We start from the raw sequence: 16610 nt of genomic DNA, 5'->3' as shown, positions 1-16610 counted from the left end.
TGGGGCATCTTCGAGCACCATCACGCAGGGAGTTACGACCGTGGCAAGTGGCAACGCGATCCGGGGAAGCCGGGTCGGAGCGGGGCCGATGGGGGAGGCCGAGCGGGGCGAGTCGGCGCCGCGCCTCCGCATCTCCTTCTGGTGCTCGAACGGGCACGAGACGCAGCCGAGCTTCGCCAGTGACGCACAGGTTCCGGAGACGTGGGACTGCCCGCGCTGCGGCTTCCCGGCCGGCCAGGACCGGGACAACCCGCCGGACCCGCCGCGCACCGAGCCGTACAAGACGCACCTCGCGTACGTACGGGAGCGGCGCAGCGACGAGGACGGCGAGGCGATCCTCGCGGAGGCGCTCGCCAAACTGCGCGGCGAGATCTGAGCGTGGTGTGACAGTGTGACGAACGGGCCCCGCCCGCGAACTCGATTCGCGGCCGGGGCCCGTTCGCGTACCCGGCCTCGCTCGTGCTCGCCGTTGCGCCGTCCGGCCCCCTGATCAACTAGGTTGGAGTGGCAGCGGGGCAAGCAGGCAGGAAGAGAAGAAGTAGGCGATGTCCGAGATGAACGCAGAAGGACGAACCAGGCTCAACCGGACGCCGGAGTGGGCCGCCCTCGGCAAGCACCGCGAGCAGTTGGGAGACACCCATCTGCGCGAGCTGTTCGCCGCCGACCCGGACCGTGGCGACCGGTACGGGTTGCGCGTCGGCGACCTGTACCTCGACTTCTCCAAGAACCTCGTCACCGACGAGACGCTCGCGCTGCTGCGCGAGCTGGCCGCCGCGACCGGCGTGGCCGAGCTGCGCGACGCCATGTTCCGCGGCGAGAAGATCAACATCACCGAGGACCGCGCGGTCCTGCACACCGCGCTGCGCGCGCCGCGCGACGCCGTCGTCGAGGTCGACGACGAGAACGTCGTCCCGGCCGTGCACGCCGTCCTCGACAAGATGGCGGTCTTCGCGGACAAGGTCCGCTCGGGCGAGTGGACCGGCCACACCGGCAAGCCGATCAAGAACGTCGTGAACATCGGCATCGGCGGCTCCGACCTCGGGCCCGCCATGGCCTACGAGGTCCTGCGCTCCTTCACCCAGCGGGATCTGACGTTCCGATTCGTCTCCAACGTCGACGGCGCCGACCTCCACGAGGCCGTCCGCGACCTCGACCCGGCCGAGACGCTGTTCATCGTCGCGTCCAAGACCTTCACCACGATCGAGACGGTCACCAACGCCACCTCCGCCCGTAATTGGCTGCTCACCGGCCTCAGGGCCGATCAGAGCGCGGTGGCCAAGCACTTCGTGGCCCTGTCGACCAACGCCGAGAAGGTCGCGGACTTCGGCATCGACACGGCCAACATGTTCGAGTTCTGGGACTGGGTCGGCGGTCGCTACTCGTACGACTCCGCCATCGGCCTCTCCCTGATGATCGCCATCGGCCCGGAGCGCTTCCGCGAGATGCTCGACGGCTTCCACCTCGTCGACGAGCACTTCCGCACCGCCCCGCCGGAGGAGAACGCACCGCTGCTCCTCGGCCTCCTCGGCGTCTGGTACGGCGCGTTCTTCGACGCCCAGTCGCACGCGGTCCTGCCGTACTCGCACTATCTGTCGAAGTTCACCGCCTATCTCCAGCAGCTCGACATGGAGTCCAACGGCAAGTCCGTCGACCGGGAAGGCAACCCCGTCGACTGGCAGACCGGACCTGTCGTCTGGGGTACGCCCGGCACCAACGGGCAGCACGCCTACTACCAGTTGATCCACCAGGGCACCAAGGTCATCCCGGCCGACTTCATCGGCTTCGCCGAGCCCGTCGCCGACCTGCTCCCCGGCCTCGTCGCCCAGCACGACCTGCTGATGGCCAACTTCTTCGCCCAGACCCAGGCACTGGCCTTCGGCAAGACCGCCGACGAGGTACGGGCCGAGGGCGTCGCCGAGGAACTCGTCCCGCACAAGACCTTCAAGGGCAACCACCCGACGACGACGATCCTCGCCAAGGAACTCACCCCGTTCGTCCTCGGCCAGCTCATCGCGCTCTACGAGCACAAGGTCTTCGTCCAGGGCGCGATCTGGAACATCGACTCCTTCGACCAGTGGGGCGTCGAACTGGGCAAGGTCCTCGCCAAGAAGATCGAGCCCGTCCTCACCGAGGGCAAGGGCGGCGAGGAGCTCGACGGCTCGACCGGCCGACTCGTCGCCACCTACCTGTCGCTGCGCGGGAGGTAGCACGGATGCGGGGGGAGAACGCGGTGCGGAGCGAGGTGCGGCTGCGGCCGCCGAACAACACGCTGAACGAACGGGCCGTCGGCTGGTGGCGCGCCCAGTGGCTGCTGACCACCGCCGTGCCGGTGGTGGTCCTCGCCGTCCTCGGGGCGTTCATCGAGCCGGCCCGGTTCTGGCTGTGGCTGCCCGCCGCCGTCCTGGCGGTCGCCGGCCTCGCCTGCACCGCGTTCTTCCCCTCCTGGTGGTTCCGGGTCCACCGCTGGGAGGTCACGGACGACGCCGTCTACGTCCGCACCGGCCTCTTCTGGCAGGAGTGGCGCATCGCGCCCATGTCCCGGATCCAGACCGTCGACACCGTACGCGGCCCGCTGGAGCAGCTCTTCAAGCTCGCCACGGTCACCGTGACGACCGCCTCCTCCAAGGGCGCGATCCGCATCGAGGGCCTCGACCACGAACTCGCGGCGGACCTGGCCGAGAAGCTCACCCGCATCACCCAGGCCACCCCCGGGGACGCCACATGAGTGAGGAGGACTGGCGGCGCCTGGACCGCCGTACGGTCCTGGTCACGGCGGGCGTCCTGGTGGGTGTCGCCGGCGGCGCCGCCCTGCCCACGTTCTTCGGCCTCACCAACTCCATGTCCGCCCCGCGGGCCATCGGCTGGATCCTCGCCGGGGCGGCCCTCCTCGTCGGCGGCGGTTCGGCGGCGGACCACGTGCGCTGGCGGCGCACCCGCTACCGCATCGGCGCCGAACGAGCTGAACTCCACACCGGACTCCTGCTGGTCAAACGCCGCTCGCTGGCCCGCGAACGCATCCGCAGCGTCGACCTGACCGCCAACCCCCTCCAGCGCGTCCTCGGCCTCGTCAAGGTCCGGATCGGCACCGGCGAGCACAACGGCGCCGGCGAATCCACCCTCGAACTCGACCCGGTCGCCAGGGCCGAGGGCGAGCGGCTCCGCCGCGTCCTGCTCGAACGGACCCTCAGCGCCACCGAGGACACCCGCCACGACGGCGCCCTCGCCGAACTCGACCCGCGCTGGATCCGCTACGCCCCGGTCTCCTTCGTCGCCGTCCTCTTCGGCGGCGCGGCGGCCGGTGCCGTGATGCAGGTCAGCGAGTGGTTCGGCGCCCAGAAGGAGGTCATCGACTGGATAGGGGACCGCTTCCAGGACACCTCGATCGTCTCGATGATCCTCGTCCTGATCGCCCTCGCGGTCCTCGTCGGCACCGTCGGCGCCCTCGCCCTCTGGGTCGAGATGTGGTGGAACTACCGCCTGGAGCGCGAGCCCGGCGGCACCCTCCGGGTCCGCCGCGGCCTCTTCACCGCCCGCTCGATCTCCATCGAGGAGCGCCGGCTGCGCGGCGTCGAACTGGTCGAGCCGCTGGGCGTACGGATGGTGCGGGCCGCCCGCGTCGACGCCGTCGCCACCGGCCTCGCCGAGGACGACGAGGACAAGCACGCCGAGAACAAGACCCTGCTGCCCGCGGCCCCCCGCGCGATCGCCGACCGGGTCGCCGCGCAGGTGCTGCGCGAGGCCGAGCCCCCGACGGGCGCGCCGCTCACCGTCCACCCCCGCACCGCCCGCACCCGGCGGCTGCGCTGGGCGCTGTGGAGCGTGTTCGGGCCGGTCGCGGTCCTCGTCGTCCTCGGGGTTGTCCTGCTCACCCCCGTCCTGCTGTACGTCGCCGCGGGCTGCGCCGTGGTCCTCGGCCCGCTCGCCGTGGTGGCCGCCACCGACGCGTACCGCAACCTCGGACACGGCGTCAGCGGCGACTACCTGGTGGCCCGTTCCGGCACGGTCCGCCGGACCACGGTCGCCCTGGAGCGCGGCGGCGTCATCGGCTGGACCGTCAAGCAGTCGTACTTCCAGCGCCGCGCAGGGCTGCTGACCCTCACCGCGACGACCGCCGCGGGCGCGGGCGGGTACGACGTCTACGACGCCGGGCAGGGCGAGGGTCTGACCTTCGCCGCCGAGGCCGTACCGGACCTGCTCGCCCCCTTCCTGGAACCCGTACGGGAAAATGCCGGAGGCCCGGTCCACCGTGCGGTGAACCGGGCCTCCTTGAGCGTCCGTCAGGCCTTCGGCGGTCAGGCCGAGGCCGGCGGGTACAGCGCGCGCGGCAGCTCCGAGGCGGCTGCCGCGTCGAGCAGCCACAGCGTGCGCGAGCGGCCGTAGGCGCCCGCCGCCGGGGCCTGGATCTCGCCCGCGCCGGACAGCGCGATCGCCGCCGCCTTCGCCTTGTCCTCGCCCGCCGCGAGCAGCCAGACCTCACGCGCGGCACGGATCGCCGGCAGCGTCAGCGAGACCCGGGTCGGCGGCGGCTTCGGCGCGCCGTGCACGCCGACCACCATGCGCTCGGTCTCGCGGACCGCCGGAAGCTCCGGGAACAGCGAGGCCACGTGGGTGTCCGGCCCGACGCCCAGCATCAGCACGTCGAAGCTCGGCACCGAGGCATGGTCTTCGGGACCGGCGGCAGCCGCCAGCTCGGCCGCGTACGCCTCGGCGGCGGCCTCGACGTCGTTGCCGTACGGCCCGTCCGATGCGGGCATCGCGTGCACCCGCGCCGGGTCCAGCGGGACGCTGTCGAGCAGCGCCGCGCGGGCCTGGGTGACGTTGCGCTCCGGGTCCCCCTCGGGGAGGAACCGCTCGTCGCCCCACCACAGGTCGAGCCGCGACCAGTCGATCGCGTCCCGCGCGGGGGCCGAACTGAGCGCAGCCAGCAGCCCGTTGCCGTTCCGGCCGCCCGTGAGGACCACGGACGCCGAGCCGCGGGCGGCCTGGGCGTCCACGATCCGGGTGATCAGCCGGGCCGCCGCGGCCTGCGCCATCAGCTCCTTGTCGCGGTGGACGACGAGCTGCGGCGTGCTCACTTGGCCGCCGCCTTCTTGGCCGGGGCCTTCTTCGGAGCGGGCTTCGCGGGCGCGGCCTCGGCGGCGGCCGGAGCCGGGTCCGCCCGGACCGGGTCCGCCGGAGCCGTCACCTTCGCCTCCTCGTCGAGCCGGCCGAGCCCGAACCGCAGCGCCGAGGCGTACGTGTCGTCCGGGTCGAGCCGCCGCAGCTCCTCCGCGATCAGCTCGGCCGTCTCGCGGCGCTTGAGCGCCACGGCACGGTCCGGCTGCCCCTGGATGGAGAGCGTCGCCAGCGAGCCGTCCGGCCGGTCGAGCACGATCGGGCCGCAGCTGGACTCCATCCGTACGGAGGTGAGTCCGGGCCCCTTCGACGTGGCACGGCGCACCGGCACCTTCAGCCGGTCCGCCAGCCACATGGCGAGCAGCTCGACGCTCGGGTTGAACTCCTCGCCCTCCACCTCGGCCGAGGTGACCTCGCACACGACCTGGTCGAGCGCGGCGGCCAGCATCGAACGCCACGGGGTGATCCGGGTCCAGGCCAGGTCCGTGTCGCCCGGGGTGTACGTGTCCGCCCGCCCGGACAGCTCGTGGATCGGCTGCTCGGCGGCGTACGTGTCGGTCACCCGGCGCTGGGCGAGCGCGCCCAGCGGGTCGTTGGCCGGGTCGGCCGGCGCACTGACCGGCCACCAGACGACGACGGGCGCGTCCGGCAGGAGCAGCGGCAGGACCACCGACTGGGCGTGGTCGACGACCTCGCCGTACAGCCGGAGGACAACCGTTTCGCCGGTGCTGGCGTCGGCGCCGAGGCGGACCTCGGCGTCGAGCCGTGCCTTAGCGCGGTCGCGCGGCGAACGGGAGACCCGCTTGATGACGACCAGCGTCCGCGAGGGGTGCTCGCGGGACGCGTCGTTGGCCGCCTTCAGCGCGTCGTAGGCGTTCTCCTCGTCGGTGACGATGACGAGGGTGAGCACCATGCCGACGGCGGGCGTGCCGATGGCACGCCGCCCGAGCACCAGCGCCTTGTTGATCTTGCTGGACGTGGTGTCCGTGAGGTCGGTCTTCATGGCCGGCGCCAGCTCCGTCCGTCTCGTGCGAGCATCTCGTCCGCCTCGACCGGACCCCAGGTCCCGGACTGGTACTGCGCCGGCTTGCCGTGCGCGTCCCAGTGCTGCTCGATCGGGTCGAGGATCTTCCAGGAGAGCTCGACCTCCTCGACCCGCGGGAAGAGGTTCGAGTCGCCGAGCAGCACATCGAGGATGAGCCGCTCGTACGCCTCGGGGCTGGACTCCGTGAAGGACTCGCCGTACGCGAAGTCCATCGACACGTCCCGGACCTCCATCGAGGTGCCCGGCACCTTGGAGCCGAACCGCATGGTCACGCCCTCGTCCGGCTGGACGCGGATGACCAGGGCGTTCTGGCCCAGCTCCTCCGTCGCCGTCTTGTCGAAGGGGGAGTGCGGAGCGCGCTGGAAGACCACCGCGATCTCGGTGACGCGGCGGCCGAGCCGCTTGCCGGTACGGAGATAGAAGGGGACGCCCGCCCAGCGGCGGTTGTCGATCTCCAGCTTGATGGCCGCGAAGGTGTCGGTCTTCGACTTGGGGTCGATGCCGTCCTCCTGCAGATAGCCGACGGCCTTCGCGCCGCCCTGCCAGCCCGGCGCGTACTGGCCGCGCACGGTCGAGGCGCCCAGGTCCTTCGGCAGCTTCACCGCGCCGAGCACCTTGGTCTTCTCGGCCGCGAGCGCGTCCGCGTCGAAGGAGGCGGGCTCCTCCATCGCGGTCAGCGCGAGCAGCTGGAGGAGGTGGTTCTGGATGACGTCACGGGCGGCGCCGATGCCGTCGTAGTAGCCGGCGCGGCCGCCGATGCCGATGTCCTCGGCCATGGTGATCTGCACGTGGTCGACGTACGACCGGTTCCAGATCGGCTCGAAGAGGGTGTTGGCGAAGCGGAGCGCCAGGATGTTCTGGACGGTCTCCTTGCCGAGGTAGTGGTCGATCCGGAAGACCGCGTCGGGCGGGAAGACCTCGTGGACCACCTCGTTGAGCTCCTTGGCGGAGACCAGGTCGTGGCCGAAGGGCTTCTCGATGACCGCGCGGCGCCAGGAGCCGTCCTTCTGGTCGGCCAGGCCGTGCTTCTTCAGCTGCTGGACGACGAGCGGGAAGAACTTCGGCGGCACGGACAGGTAGAAGGCGAAGTTGCCTCCGGTGCCCTGCGCCTTGTCCAGCTCCTCGATGGTGGACTTCAGCTGGTCGAAGGCGTCGTCGTCGTCGAAGTCGCCCTGGACGAACCGCATCCCCTGGATGAGCTGCTGCCACACCTCCTCGCGGAACGGGGTGCGCGCGTGCTGCTCGACGGCGTCATGGACCTCCTGCGCGAAGTCCTCGTTCTGCCACTCGCGGCGGGCGAAGCCGATGAGCGAGAAGCCCGGCGGCAGAAGGCCGCGGTTGGCCAGGTCGTAGACGGCGGGCATCAGCTTCTTACGGGACAAATCGCCCGTGACGCCGAAGATCACCAGACCCGACGGCCCCGCGATACGCGGGAGCCGTCGGTCTGCGGCGTCACGGAGCGGGTTGGCTCCGTGGACTGCGCTCAAAGTGCTTACGCCTCCGAAGGTGCGAGGCGCTGCAGCTCCGCCTCGGTCGACTTGAGCAGGTCGTTCCAGGACGCCTCGAACTTGTCGACGCCCTCGTCCTCAAGCAGCTGTACCACGTCGTCGTACGAGACGCCGAGCGCCTCGATGGCGGCGAGCTCGGTGCGGGACTGCTCGTACGTGCCGCGCACGGTGTCGCCGGTGACCTCGCCGTGGTCGGCGGTGGCCTCCAGCGTCGCCTCGGGCATGGTGTTGACCGTGCCGGGAGCGACCAGGTCGACGACGTACAGCGTGTCCTTGTACGCCGGGTCCTTGACGCCGGTCGAGGCCCACAGCGGACGCTGCTTGTTGGCCTGCGCCTTGTCCAGGGCGGCCCAGCGCTCCGAGGAGAACACCTCTTCGTACGCCTCGTAGGCCAGTCGGGCGTTGGCGAGGGCGGCCTTGCCCTTCAGGGCCAGGGCCTCGTCCGTGCCGAGGGCGGTCAGGCGCTTGTCGATCTCCGAGTCCACACGGGAGACGAAGAAGGAGGCCACCGAGTGGATCAGGGAGATGTCCAGGCCGCGCTCCTTGGCCTTCTCCAGACCCGCCAGGTAGGCGTCCATGACCGCGCGGTAGCGCTCAAGCGAGAAGATCAGCGTCACGTTGACGCTGATGCCGAGGCCGATGACCTCGGTGATCGCCGGCAGACCCGCCTTGGTGGCCGGGATCTTGATGAGCGTGTTGGGACGGTCGACCAGCCAGGCCAGCTGCTTGGCCTCGGCGATGGTGGCCGTCGTGTTGTGGGCGAGCCGGGGGTCGACCTCGATCGAGACCCGGCCGTCCTGGCCGTCCGTGGAGTCGTAGACCGGGCGCAGGATGTCGGCGGCGTCCCTCACGTCCGCCGTCGTGATCATGCGGATGGCCTCGTCCACGGTCACCTTGCGCGCGGCGAGGTCGGCGAGCTGCTGGTCGTAACCGTGGCCCTCCGAGATCGCCTTCTGGAAGATGGACGGGTTGGTGGTGACACCCACCACGTGCTGCTGGTCGATGAGCTCGGCCAGGTTTCCGGACGTGATCCGCTGACGCGAGAGGTCGTCCAGCCAGATCGCGACGCCTTCGTCGGAGAGGCGCTTGAGAGCGTCTGTCATGAGAGGTTCTCCAAAATTCGTGTCTAGGGGCGTCAGCGCGCGGCGGCGGCCAGAGATTCCCGGGCGGCGGCGGCCACGGCCTCCGGCGTGAAGCCGAACTCGCGGAAGAGGACCTTCGCGTCGGCCGAGGCACCGAAGTGCTCCAGCGAGACGATCCGGCCGGCGTCGCCGACGTACTTGTGCCAGGTGAGACCGATGCCGGCCTCGACGGCCACGCGCGCCTTCACCGACGGCGGCAGGACGGAGTCCTTGTACGCCTGGTCCTGCTCCTCGAACCACTCCACGGACGGCATCGAGACCACCCGGGTCGGGACGCCGGCGGCCTGGAGCTGCTCACGGGCCTCGACGGCCACGTGCACCTCGGAGCCGGTGCCGATCAGCACGACCTGCGCGTCGCCGCCGTCGGCGTCGGCGAGAACGTAACCGCCCTTGGCCGCGTCCTCGTTCCAGTCGTACGTCGGCACGCCCTGGCGGGTCAGCGCGAGGCCGTGCGGGGCGCCCTTGCCGAACACGCGGGTGTGCCGCTTGACGATCTCGCGCCAGGCGATGGCGGTCTCGTTCGCGTCCGCCGGGCGGACGATGTTCAGACCGGGGATCGCGCGGAGCGAGGCCAGGTGCTCCACCGGCTGGTGCGTCGGGCCGTCCTCGCCCAGACCGATCGAGTCGTGGGTCCAGACGTACGTCACCGGCAGGTGCATCAGCGCGGAGAGCCGCACCGCGTTGCGCATGTAGTCGGAGAACACCAGGAAGGTGCCGCCGTAGACGCGGGTGTTGCCGTGCAGCGCGATGCCGTTCATCTCCGCGGCCATGGAGTGCTCGCGGATGCCGAAGTGGATCGTGCGGCCGTACGGGTCCGCCTCGGGCAGCGGGTTGCCCTCGGGCAGGAACGACGAGGTCTTGTCGATCGTCGTGTTGTTCGAGCCGGCCAGGTCGGCCGAGCCGCCCCAGAGCTCCGGGATGACCGCGCCGAGCGACTGCAGGACCTTGCCGGACGCGGCGCGGGTGGCGATGCCCTTGCCCGCCTCGAACACGGGGAGGTGCGTCTCCCAGCCCTCGGGCAGCTCGTTCGCCTGGATGCGGTCGAACGTGGCCGCCCGCTCCGGGTTGGCGGTCCGCCACTCGGCGAGGGACTTCTCCCACGCGGCGCGGGACTCACGGCCGCGGTCGCCCAGGCTGCGGGTGTGCCCGATGACCTCGTCGGTGACCTCGAAGGTCTGCTCCGGGTCGAAGCCGAGGATCCGCTTGGTGGCCGCGATCTCCTCGTCGCCGAGCGCCGAGCCGTGCGCGGCCTCGGTGTTCTGGGCGTTCGGGGCGGGCCAGGCGATGATCGAGCGCATCGCGATGAACGACGGACGCTCGGTCTCGGCCTCGGCGGCCTTGATCGCCGCGAACAGCGCGGCCGGGTCGAGGTCGCCGTTGGCCTGCGCCTCGACGCGCTGGACGTGCCAGCCGTACGCCTCGTACCGCTTCATCGTGTCCTCGGACACGGCCGTCTCGGTGTCGCCCTCGATCGAGATGTGGTTGTCGTCCCACAGCAGGATCAGGTTGCCGAGCTTCTGGTGACCGGCCAGCGAGGAGGCCTCGGCGGAGATGCCCTCCTGGAGGCAGCCGTCACCGGCGATCGCGTAGATCCGGTGGTCGAACGGGGAGGTGCCGGGGGCCGCCTCCGGGTCGAACAGACCGCGCTCGTAGCGGGCGGCCATCGCCATGCCCACGGCGTTGGCGACACCCTGGCCCAGCGGGCCCGTCGTCGTCTCGACACCCGCGGTGTGCCCGTACTCCGGGTGGCCGGGGGTCTTCGAACCCCAGGTCCGGAACGCCTTCAGGTCGTCCAGCTCAAGTCCGAAGCCCCCCAGGTACAGCTGGGTGTAGAGGGTCAGGGACGAGTGCCCGGCGGAGAGCACGAAACGGTCGCGCCCCACCCACTCCGGGTCCGCCGGGTCGTGCCGCATCACCTTCTGGAAGAGGGTGTACGCGGCGGGCGCCAGGCTCATGGCCGTACCGGGATGGCCGTTGCCGACCTTCTGTACGGCGTCCGCGGCCAGGATGCGGGCGGTGTCCACGGCCCGCTGGTCCAATTCGGTCCACTCGAGGTCTGTGGTGGTCGGCTTGGTGCTCACCCTGAGTCAGGGCTCCTCTCCACATGTACGGAAAAGCCGGTGACTGAGGGTGTACCGGCGCTGTCGAGCCTACCCCCGTAAACACGTCCTCTTTTCGAGCCCATGCCCCTCAAATGAGCAGACACAGCAAGGGTGCGGGTCACTCCGTCACTTCGCCTCCCGGGCACCGCCCCGAGCGGCGTCCACCCCTTGGGACAAGCACCCTCAACACGACCCCACCCCCGCGAAGATCGGCGTATGGGCAACGTCTACAGTGGCGTGGTACGCGCAAGTCTTCACCCCGTCTTCATCCGGGGAGCTTGCTGGGAATTCTCTGTCAGGGGTGTGCGTGACGGCCGTCGAGTCCCGACCCGCAGGGGTCGTCTTGACTCCCAGCCCGGGGGGCCATCGGCCGTTCGGGGCCCGCGTCAAGGCATTCGTGGCGCTGACCAAGCCGCGAATCATCGAGCTGCTGCTCATCACGACCGTTCCGGTGATGTTCCTCGCCGAACAGGGTGTGCCGAACCTGTGGCTGGTGCTCGCCACCTGCTTCGGCGGCTACCTGTCGGCGGGCGGCGCGAACGCGCTGAACATGTACATCGACCGCGACATCGACGCGCTGATGGACCGCACCTCCCAGCGTCCGCTGGTCACCGGCGTCCTCACCCCGCGTGAGGGCCTGGTCTTCGGCCTGACCCTCGCCGTCGTCTCCACGGTCTGGTTCGGCCTGCTGGTCAACTGGCTCTCCGCCGCCCTCTCGCTCGGCGCGCTCCTCTTCTACGTCGTGGTCTACACGATGATCCTCAAGAGGCGCACCGCCCAGAACATCGTCTGGGGCGGCATCGCCGGCTGCCTGCCGGTGCTCATCGGCTGGTCGGCCGTCACCAACTCGATGTCGTGGGCCGCGATCATCCTCTTCCTCGTCATCTTCTTCTGGACGCCGCCGCACTACTGGCCGCTGTCGATGAAGGTCAAGGACGACTACGCGCGCGCGGGCGTGCCGATGCTCCCGGTGCTGGCCTCCAACAAGGTCGTCGCCCGGCAGATCGTCGCGTACAGCTGGGTCATGGTCGTCGTCTCGCTGCTGCTGACGCCGCTCGGCTACACCGGCTGGTTCTACACGGCCGTGGCGCTGCTCACCGGCGGCTGGTGGCTCTGGGAGGCGCACGCGCTGCTGAACCGCGCGAAGAACGGCGCGAAGGGCGCGAAGCTCAAGGAGATGCGCCTCTTCCACTGGTCGATCACCTATGTCTCGCTGCTCTTCGTGGCGGTCGCGGTCGACCCCTTCCTGAGGTAGTTCCTCGGGCCTTTCGACAACGGCCGGTGCACGTGGGCAAGACCACGTGCACCGGCCGTCGCCAGTCGATCTACCCCTCGGTAGCATCAGCTGTATGGCAGACACGAAGCAGGCGGAGCGCAAGGCGACCAGGCTCGCCAAGCAGATCCAGGCGTTCTCGAAGCAGCACGGCGGCGCCGAGGGGCAGCTCGCCTACATCGGCCAGATGGGCACCCGGATCGTGCTCGTCGGCGAGGACGGCGGCTGGGGCGACCTGGTGGCCCCGACGCACGCGATCGCCCAGCAGGCGGCGGAGAAGGCCGAGCTGACGCTCCACGAGGAGTTCGACGGCGAGTTCGCCGCCAAGGTCGTCACCGGCCCGTACGAGTGGTCCCGGATGGCCGGAATCCAGCTGGGCGGCGCGTCGAACGCCTGACCGTTCGACGTGTGAGGCAACAACCTCGGGTGGGGCTCACCCGTTAGGACGTGTGGAAGAACGTCCACGCAGGGAGCCCCCCGAATGATCGAGACCCCGAGCCTGGTGGACCAGCACTGCCACGGGGTGCTCCGCACGGAGCTCGGCCTCGGCACCTTCGAGGCCCACCTCGGCCGGAACGGCCGGCCGGCCGCGCCCGGCACCACCTTCTTCGACACCCAGACCGGTTTCGCGGTACGCCGCTGGTGCCCGCCGCTGCTCGGTCTGGAGCCGCACTGCCCGCCGGCCCGCTATCTCGCCCGCCGCCGCGAGCTGGGCGTCCTGGAGTCAGGGCGCAGGCTGCTGCGCGCCTCCGGGATCTCCACCTATCTGGTGGACACCGGGCTCCCCGGTGATCTGACCGGCCCCGCCGAGATCGCCTCCGCCGGCGCCGCCGACGCGCACGAGATCGTCCGGCTCGAACTCCTCGCCGAGCAGGTCGCCGACACGTCCGGTTCCGTAGAGGCGTTCCTGGCCAACCTCTCCGAGGCCGTCCACGGCGCCGCCGTGACCGCCGTCGCCTTCACCTCGGTGGCGGGCGTCGGCCGGGGACTCGCCCGGACCGCGGAGCCGCCGGGGCCCGGCGAGGTACGCGGGGCGGCGGGGCGCTGGCTGGCCGGCCGCGCGGTCGGCGGCCGGCTCACCGACCCGGTGCTGCTGCGCCATCTGCTGTGGGTCGCGGTCGCCTCGGGCCGGCCGCTCCAGCTGCGCGTGGGGGGCGAGGACCCGGCGGCCGGGCTCGCCGACTTCGCGGCGTCCACGAGCGGCCTGGGTACGGACGTCGTCCTGCTGCACGGATATCCGTACCACCGGCAGACGGCCCAGCTGACCGGCCTCTACCCGCATGTCTACGCGGACCTGGGCTCGGTCCTCGCCCGGACCGGGGCCCGGGCGGCGGCCGTCCTCGCCGAGCTCCTGGAGCTGGCCCCCTTCGGCAAGCTGCTCTTCTCCAGCGGAGCCCAGGCCCTGCCGGAGCTGCACGTCGTCGCGGCCAGCGTCTTCCGGGGCGCGCTGAGCCGGGTGCTCGGCGAATGGGTCGGCGACGGCGCGTGGTCCCTCACGGACGCGCAGCGGGTCGCCACCATGATCGCCTCGGGCAACGCGCGCAGGATCTACGGCCTGCGCTGACGTACCCGGTGTCGTTACGCCTTCGCCAGGGCCGCGTCGGCCTGGGCCGGGATCTCCGGGGCGGACAGCGGGCGCTCGCGCAGGCTCAGGGACACGCGGAGGACCGCGATCCACATCAGCGCGGAGCCGAGCATGTGGACGCCGACGAGGAGCTCGGGGACACCGGTGAAGTACTGGAGGTAGCCGATCCCGCCCTGGGCGAGCAGCACGATCAGCAGGTCACGGGCGCGCGCCCGGGTGTCGTCGGGGGCGTCGACCACCCGCAGCACCAGCCACATCGCGAGCGCGAGCGCGCAGACCACCCAGGCGGCGATCGCGTGCAGGTGGGCGGCGGCGGTCCAGTCCCACGGCATGCGGGGGACGTCGCTGGAGTCACCGGCGTGCTTGCCCGAGCCGGTGACGCCGGTGCCGAGGACGATCAGCAGGGCCGAGGCCGCGAGGATCGCCCAGGAGAGCTTGCGCACCGGGCCGGGCACCCGGCGCCGGGGGGTCGTGTCGCCCTCGCCGGTGCGGTGCCAGGTGATCACGGCGACCGTCAGGAGCGCGTTCGCGGCGAGGAAGTGGCCCGCGACGGTCCACGGGTTGAGGCCCATCCACACCGTGATGCCGCCGATGACCGCGTTGCTGGCGACGAGCCAGAACTGCGCCCAGCCGAGCCGGGTCAGCCCGCGCCGCCACGGCTTGGTGGACCGGGCGGCGATGATCGCCCAGCCGACGGCGGCCGACAGGACGTACGTCAGCATCCGGTTGCCGAACTCGATCACACCGCGGTAGCCCTGCTCGGGCGTGACGATGAGGCTGTCGTCCGTGCACTTGGGCCAGGTGTCGCAGCCGAGACCGGAGCCGGTCAGCCGGACCGCGCCTCCCGTGACGATGATGAGGACGCTCATCACGACGGCGGAGAGCGCGGCGCGCCGGAGCGTCTCGGGGGACGGGGTCCAGCGCTTGGCGATATAGGCGAGGGGGGTCAGCACGGGCCCTATCGTAGGACGGGGCTTGTGCACGCTTTCACTAGGGGTGCGTTACGGGTGAAGTCACCCCGGAACGTCGCCCCTCCGCTACTGCCAGCCCGCTACTCCCAGCGGAAGAACTTCGCCGCCGCGCCGAGGCCGAGCGCCGCCCACACGGCCAGGATCAGCGCCTGCCCCCACGGCAGCGTGGCGCCGCCCTGGAGTACGTCCCGCAGGCCCTCCGAGAGCGCCGAGATCGGCAGCAGCTCCAGGACCGAGCGGGCCGCGCCGGGGAACCTGTCCAGCGGCACGATCACCCCGCCGCCCACCAGGAGCAGCAGGAAGACCAGGTTCGCGGCGGCCAGCGTCGCCTCGGCGCGCAGGGTGCCGGCCATCAGCAGGCCGAGGCCCGAGAAGGCGGCCGTACCGAGGACGAGCAGTACCAGGACCGACAGCGGGTCGCCGTCCGGGGACCAGCCGAGCCCCAGCGCGATGGCGGTGAGCAGGAGGACCTGGAGCACCTCTGTGACCAGGACGGAGAGCGTCTTGGCGGTCATCAGCGCCCAGCGGGGGAGCGGTGAGGCGGCGAGCCGCTTGAGGACTCCGTAACGGCGCTCGAAGCCGGTGGCGATGGCCTGGCCGGTGAACGCGGTGGACATCACGGCGAGCGCGAGGACGCCCGGGGCGAGGAAGTCGACGGCCTTCCCGGAACCCGTGTCGACGATGTCGACGGTCGAGAACAGCACGAGCAGCAGCGACGGGATGATCACCGTGAGCAGCAGCTGCTCGCCGTTGCGCAGCAGCATCCTGGTCTCCAGGGCCGTCTGCGCCATGATCATCCGTCCGACGGGCGCGGCTCCCGGCCGGGGTGCGTACGTACCTGTACTCGTACCGCTGCTCATGCGCGCAGCTCCTTGCCCGTGAGCTCGAGAAATACGTCTTCGAGGGTGTGGCGCTCGACCGAGATGCCGTCCGGCATCACGCCGTGCTGCGCGCACCAGGTGGTGACGGTGGCGAGCAGCTGGGGGCCCACCTCGCCGGTGATCCGGTACGTCCCCGGGATCGGCTCCGCGGCCTGGGTGCCGTCGGGCAGCGCCTTGAGCAGCGAGCCGAGGTCGAGGCCGGGGCGGCCGGTGAAGCGCAGGGTGTTCTCGGCGCCGCCCCGGCAGAGCGCGTCCGGGCTGCCCTGGGCGGCCACGCGGCCGGCGTCGACGATGGCGACGTCGTCCGCCAGCTCCTCGGCCTCCTGCATGAAGTGCGTGGTGAGGACGACGGTGGCGCCGTCGGTGCGCAGCTCGCGGACCAGGTCCCAGGTGGCGCGGCGGGCCTGCGGGTCGAGTCCGGCGGTCGGCTCGTCGAGGAAGACCAGTTCGGGGCGGCCGACGACGGCCATGGCGAGCGCGAGGCGCTGCTGCTGGCCGCCGGAGAGCCGGCGGTACGTGGTCCGGCCGCAGGAGCCGAGGCCGAGGCGCTCGATCAGGGCGTCCACGTCCAGCGGGTGGGCGTGCAGCTTCGCCATGTGGCGGAGCATCTCGTCGGCCCGCGCACCGGAGTAGACGCCGCCGGACTGGAGCATCACGCCGATCCGGGGGCGCAGCCGGGCCGCGTCCGCGACCGGGTCGAGGCCGAGGACGCGGACGGTGCCGGCGTCGGCCCTGCGGTAGCCCTCGCAGGTCTCGATCGTGGTGGTCTTCCCGGCCCCGTTCGGGCCGAGGACGGCGGTCACGGTGCCCGCCCGGACGTCGAGGTCGAGGCCGTCGACGGCGGTCTTGGACCCGTACCGTTTGACCAGGCCGCGGACCTGGACGGCGGCGCTGTCGACGGACTCGTTTCGCATGCCGGGAAGTCTAGAGAGGGTTCCGGGGTCCTCCGGCGCGGGGGCCGGATCCCGCCGGTGATTCGTCCTATGAA

Annotated in this window: 15 protein-coding genes; 7 read left to right on the top strand and 8 right to left on the bottom strand. The window is 71.3% G+C overall.

The genetic code is table 11. The annotated features are described in order from the left end of the window. Nucleotides 1-40: 40 nt before the first annotated feature. The 4 genes from Q5762_RS05180 to Q5762_RS05165 all read left to right on the top strand — a co-directional run bounded on the left by Q5762_RS05180 (nt 41) and on the right by Q5762_RS05165 (nt 4380). Nucleotides 41-376, top strand: coding sequence for an RNA polymerase-binding protein RbpA (locus tag Q5762_RS05180; protein ID WP_078491545.1), 336 nt, complete (start codon nt 41-43; stop codon nt 374-376). Between the two features lie 178 nt (nt 377-554). Then, nucleotides 555-2207, top strand: a complete 1653-nt coding sequence (pgi, locus tag Q5762_RS05175) for a glucose-6-phosphate isomerase (protein ID WP_315891089.1) — start codon at nt 555-557, stop codon at nt 2205-2207. A 5-nt stretch (nt 2208-2212) separates the two neighbouring features. Beyond that, nucleotides 2213-2725, top strand: coding sequence for a PH domain-containing protein (locus Q5762_RS05170; RefSeq protein ID WP_315890756.1), 513 nt, complete (start codon nt 2213-2215; stop codon nt 2723-2725). Further along, on the top strand, nt 2722-4380 hold the full coding sequence (locus Q5762_RS05165) for a PH domain-containing protein (protein ID WP_315890755.1): 1659 nt from the start codon (nt 2722-2724) through the stop codon (nt 4378-4380). Before Q5762_RS05170 ends, Q5762_RS05165 begins: the two co-directional genes overlap by 4 nt. Here the strand turns inward: Q5762_RS05165 and pgl are convergent. Genes pgl through tkt form a run of 5 tightly spaced genes read right to left on the bottom strand, consistent with a single transcriptional unit; the run spans nt 4293 to nt 10891 of the window. Beyond that, the gene (gene pgl, locus Q5762_RS05160; protein WP_315890754.1) at nt 4293-5075 is read right to left on the bottom strand and encodes a 6-phosphogluconolactonase; all 783 of its coding nucleotides are present in this window, start codon (nt 5073-5075) and stop codon (nt 4293-4295) included. The two genes, Q5762_RS05165 and pgl, sit on opposite strands and share 88 nt — an antisense overlap. Next, nucleotides 5072-6118, bottom strand: coding sequence for a glucose-6-phosphate dehydrogenase assembly protein OpcA (gene opcA, locus Q5762_RS05155; protein ID WP_315890753.1), 1047 nt, complete (start codon nt 6116-6118; stop codon nt 5072-5074). Before opcA ends, pgl begins: the two co-directional genes overlap by 4 nt. Continuing rightward, nucleotides 6115-7647, bottom strand: coding sequence for a glucose-6-phosphate dehydrogenase (zwf, locus tag Q5762_RS05150; RefSeq protein ID WP_315890752.1), 1533 nt, complete (start codon nt 7645-7647; stop codon nt 6115-6117). Before zwf ends, opcA begins: the two co-directional genes overlap by 4 nt. Nucleotides 7648-7652: 5 nt before the next feature. After that, on the bottom strand, nt 7653-8771 hold the full coding sequence (gene tal, locus Q5762_RS05145; RefSeq protein ID WP_315890751.1) for a transaldolase: 1119 nt from the start codon (nt 8769-8771) through the stop codon (nt 7653-7655). A 32-nt stretch (nt 8772-8803) separates the two neighbouring features. Further along, nucleotides 8804-10891: a transketolase gene (gene tkt / locus Q5762_RS05140; RefSeq protein WP_315890750.1), complete on the bottom strand. Its 2088-nt coding sequence runs from the start codon at nt 10889-10891 to the stop codon at nt 8804-8806. 328 nt (nt 10892-11219) lie between these two features. On the opposite strand from tkt, the gene Q5762_RS05135 reads away from it, so the two are divergent. From Q5762_RS05135 to Q5762_RS05125, 3 genes are all read left to right on the top strand, one after another. After that, entirely contained in the window at nt 11220-12167 is a 948-nt protein-coding gene (locus Q5762_RS05135) for a heme o synthase (RefSeq protein WP_315890749.1), read from the top strand. 94 nt (nt 12168-12261) lie between these two features. After that, nucleotides 12262-12582 carry a hypothetical protein gene (locus tag Q5762_RS05130; RefSeq protein WP_315890748.1) on the top strand — a complete coding sequence of 107 codons (321 nt, stop codon included), beginning with the start codon at nt 12262-12264 and terminating at the stop codon, nt 12580-12582. An 84-nt stretch (nt 12583-12666) separates the two neighbouring features. After that, nucleotides 12667-13749, top strand: coding sequence for an amidohydrolase (locus Q5762_RS05125; protein ID WP_315890747.1), 1083 nt, complete (start codon nt 12667-12669; stop codon nt 13747-13749). A gap of 14 nt (nt 13750-13763) precedes the next feature. Here Q5762_RS05125 and Q5762_RS05120 read toward each other — a convergent pair whose 3' ends face one another. The 3 genes from Q5762_RS05120 to Q5762_RS05110 form a co-directional block, all read right to left on the bottom strand. After that, complete coding sequence (locus Q5762_RS05120) at nt 13764-14732, bottom strand: heme A synthase (RefSeq protein WP_399494606.1); 969 nt, start codon at nt 14730-14732, stop codon at nt 13764-13766. An 89-nt stretch (nt 14733-14821) separates the two neighbouring features. After that, nucleotides 14822-15601 carry an ABC transporter permease gene (locus Q5762_RS05115; protein WP_315890745.1) on the bottom strand — a complete coding sequence of 260 codons (780 nt, stop codon included), beginning with the start codon at nt 15599-15601 and terminating at the stop codon, nt 14822-14824. After that, entirely contained in the window at nt 15598-16536 is a 939-nt protein-coding gene (locus tag Q5762_RS05110) for an ABC transporter ATP-binding protein (RefSeq protein ID WP_315890744.1), read from the bottom strand. Before Q5762_RS05110 ends, Q5762_RS05115 begins: the two co-directional genes overlap by 4 nt. Nucleotides 16537-16610 lie beyond the last annotated feature (74 nt).

This window comes from Streptomyces sp. P9(2023) (assembly GCF_032436795.1).
GTDB lineage: Bacteria > Actinomycetota > Actinomycetes > Streptomycetales > Streptomycetaceae > Streptomyces.
This window is presented reverse-complemented; position numbering and strand designations above follow the sequence as displayed.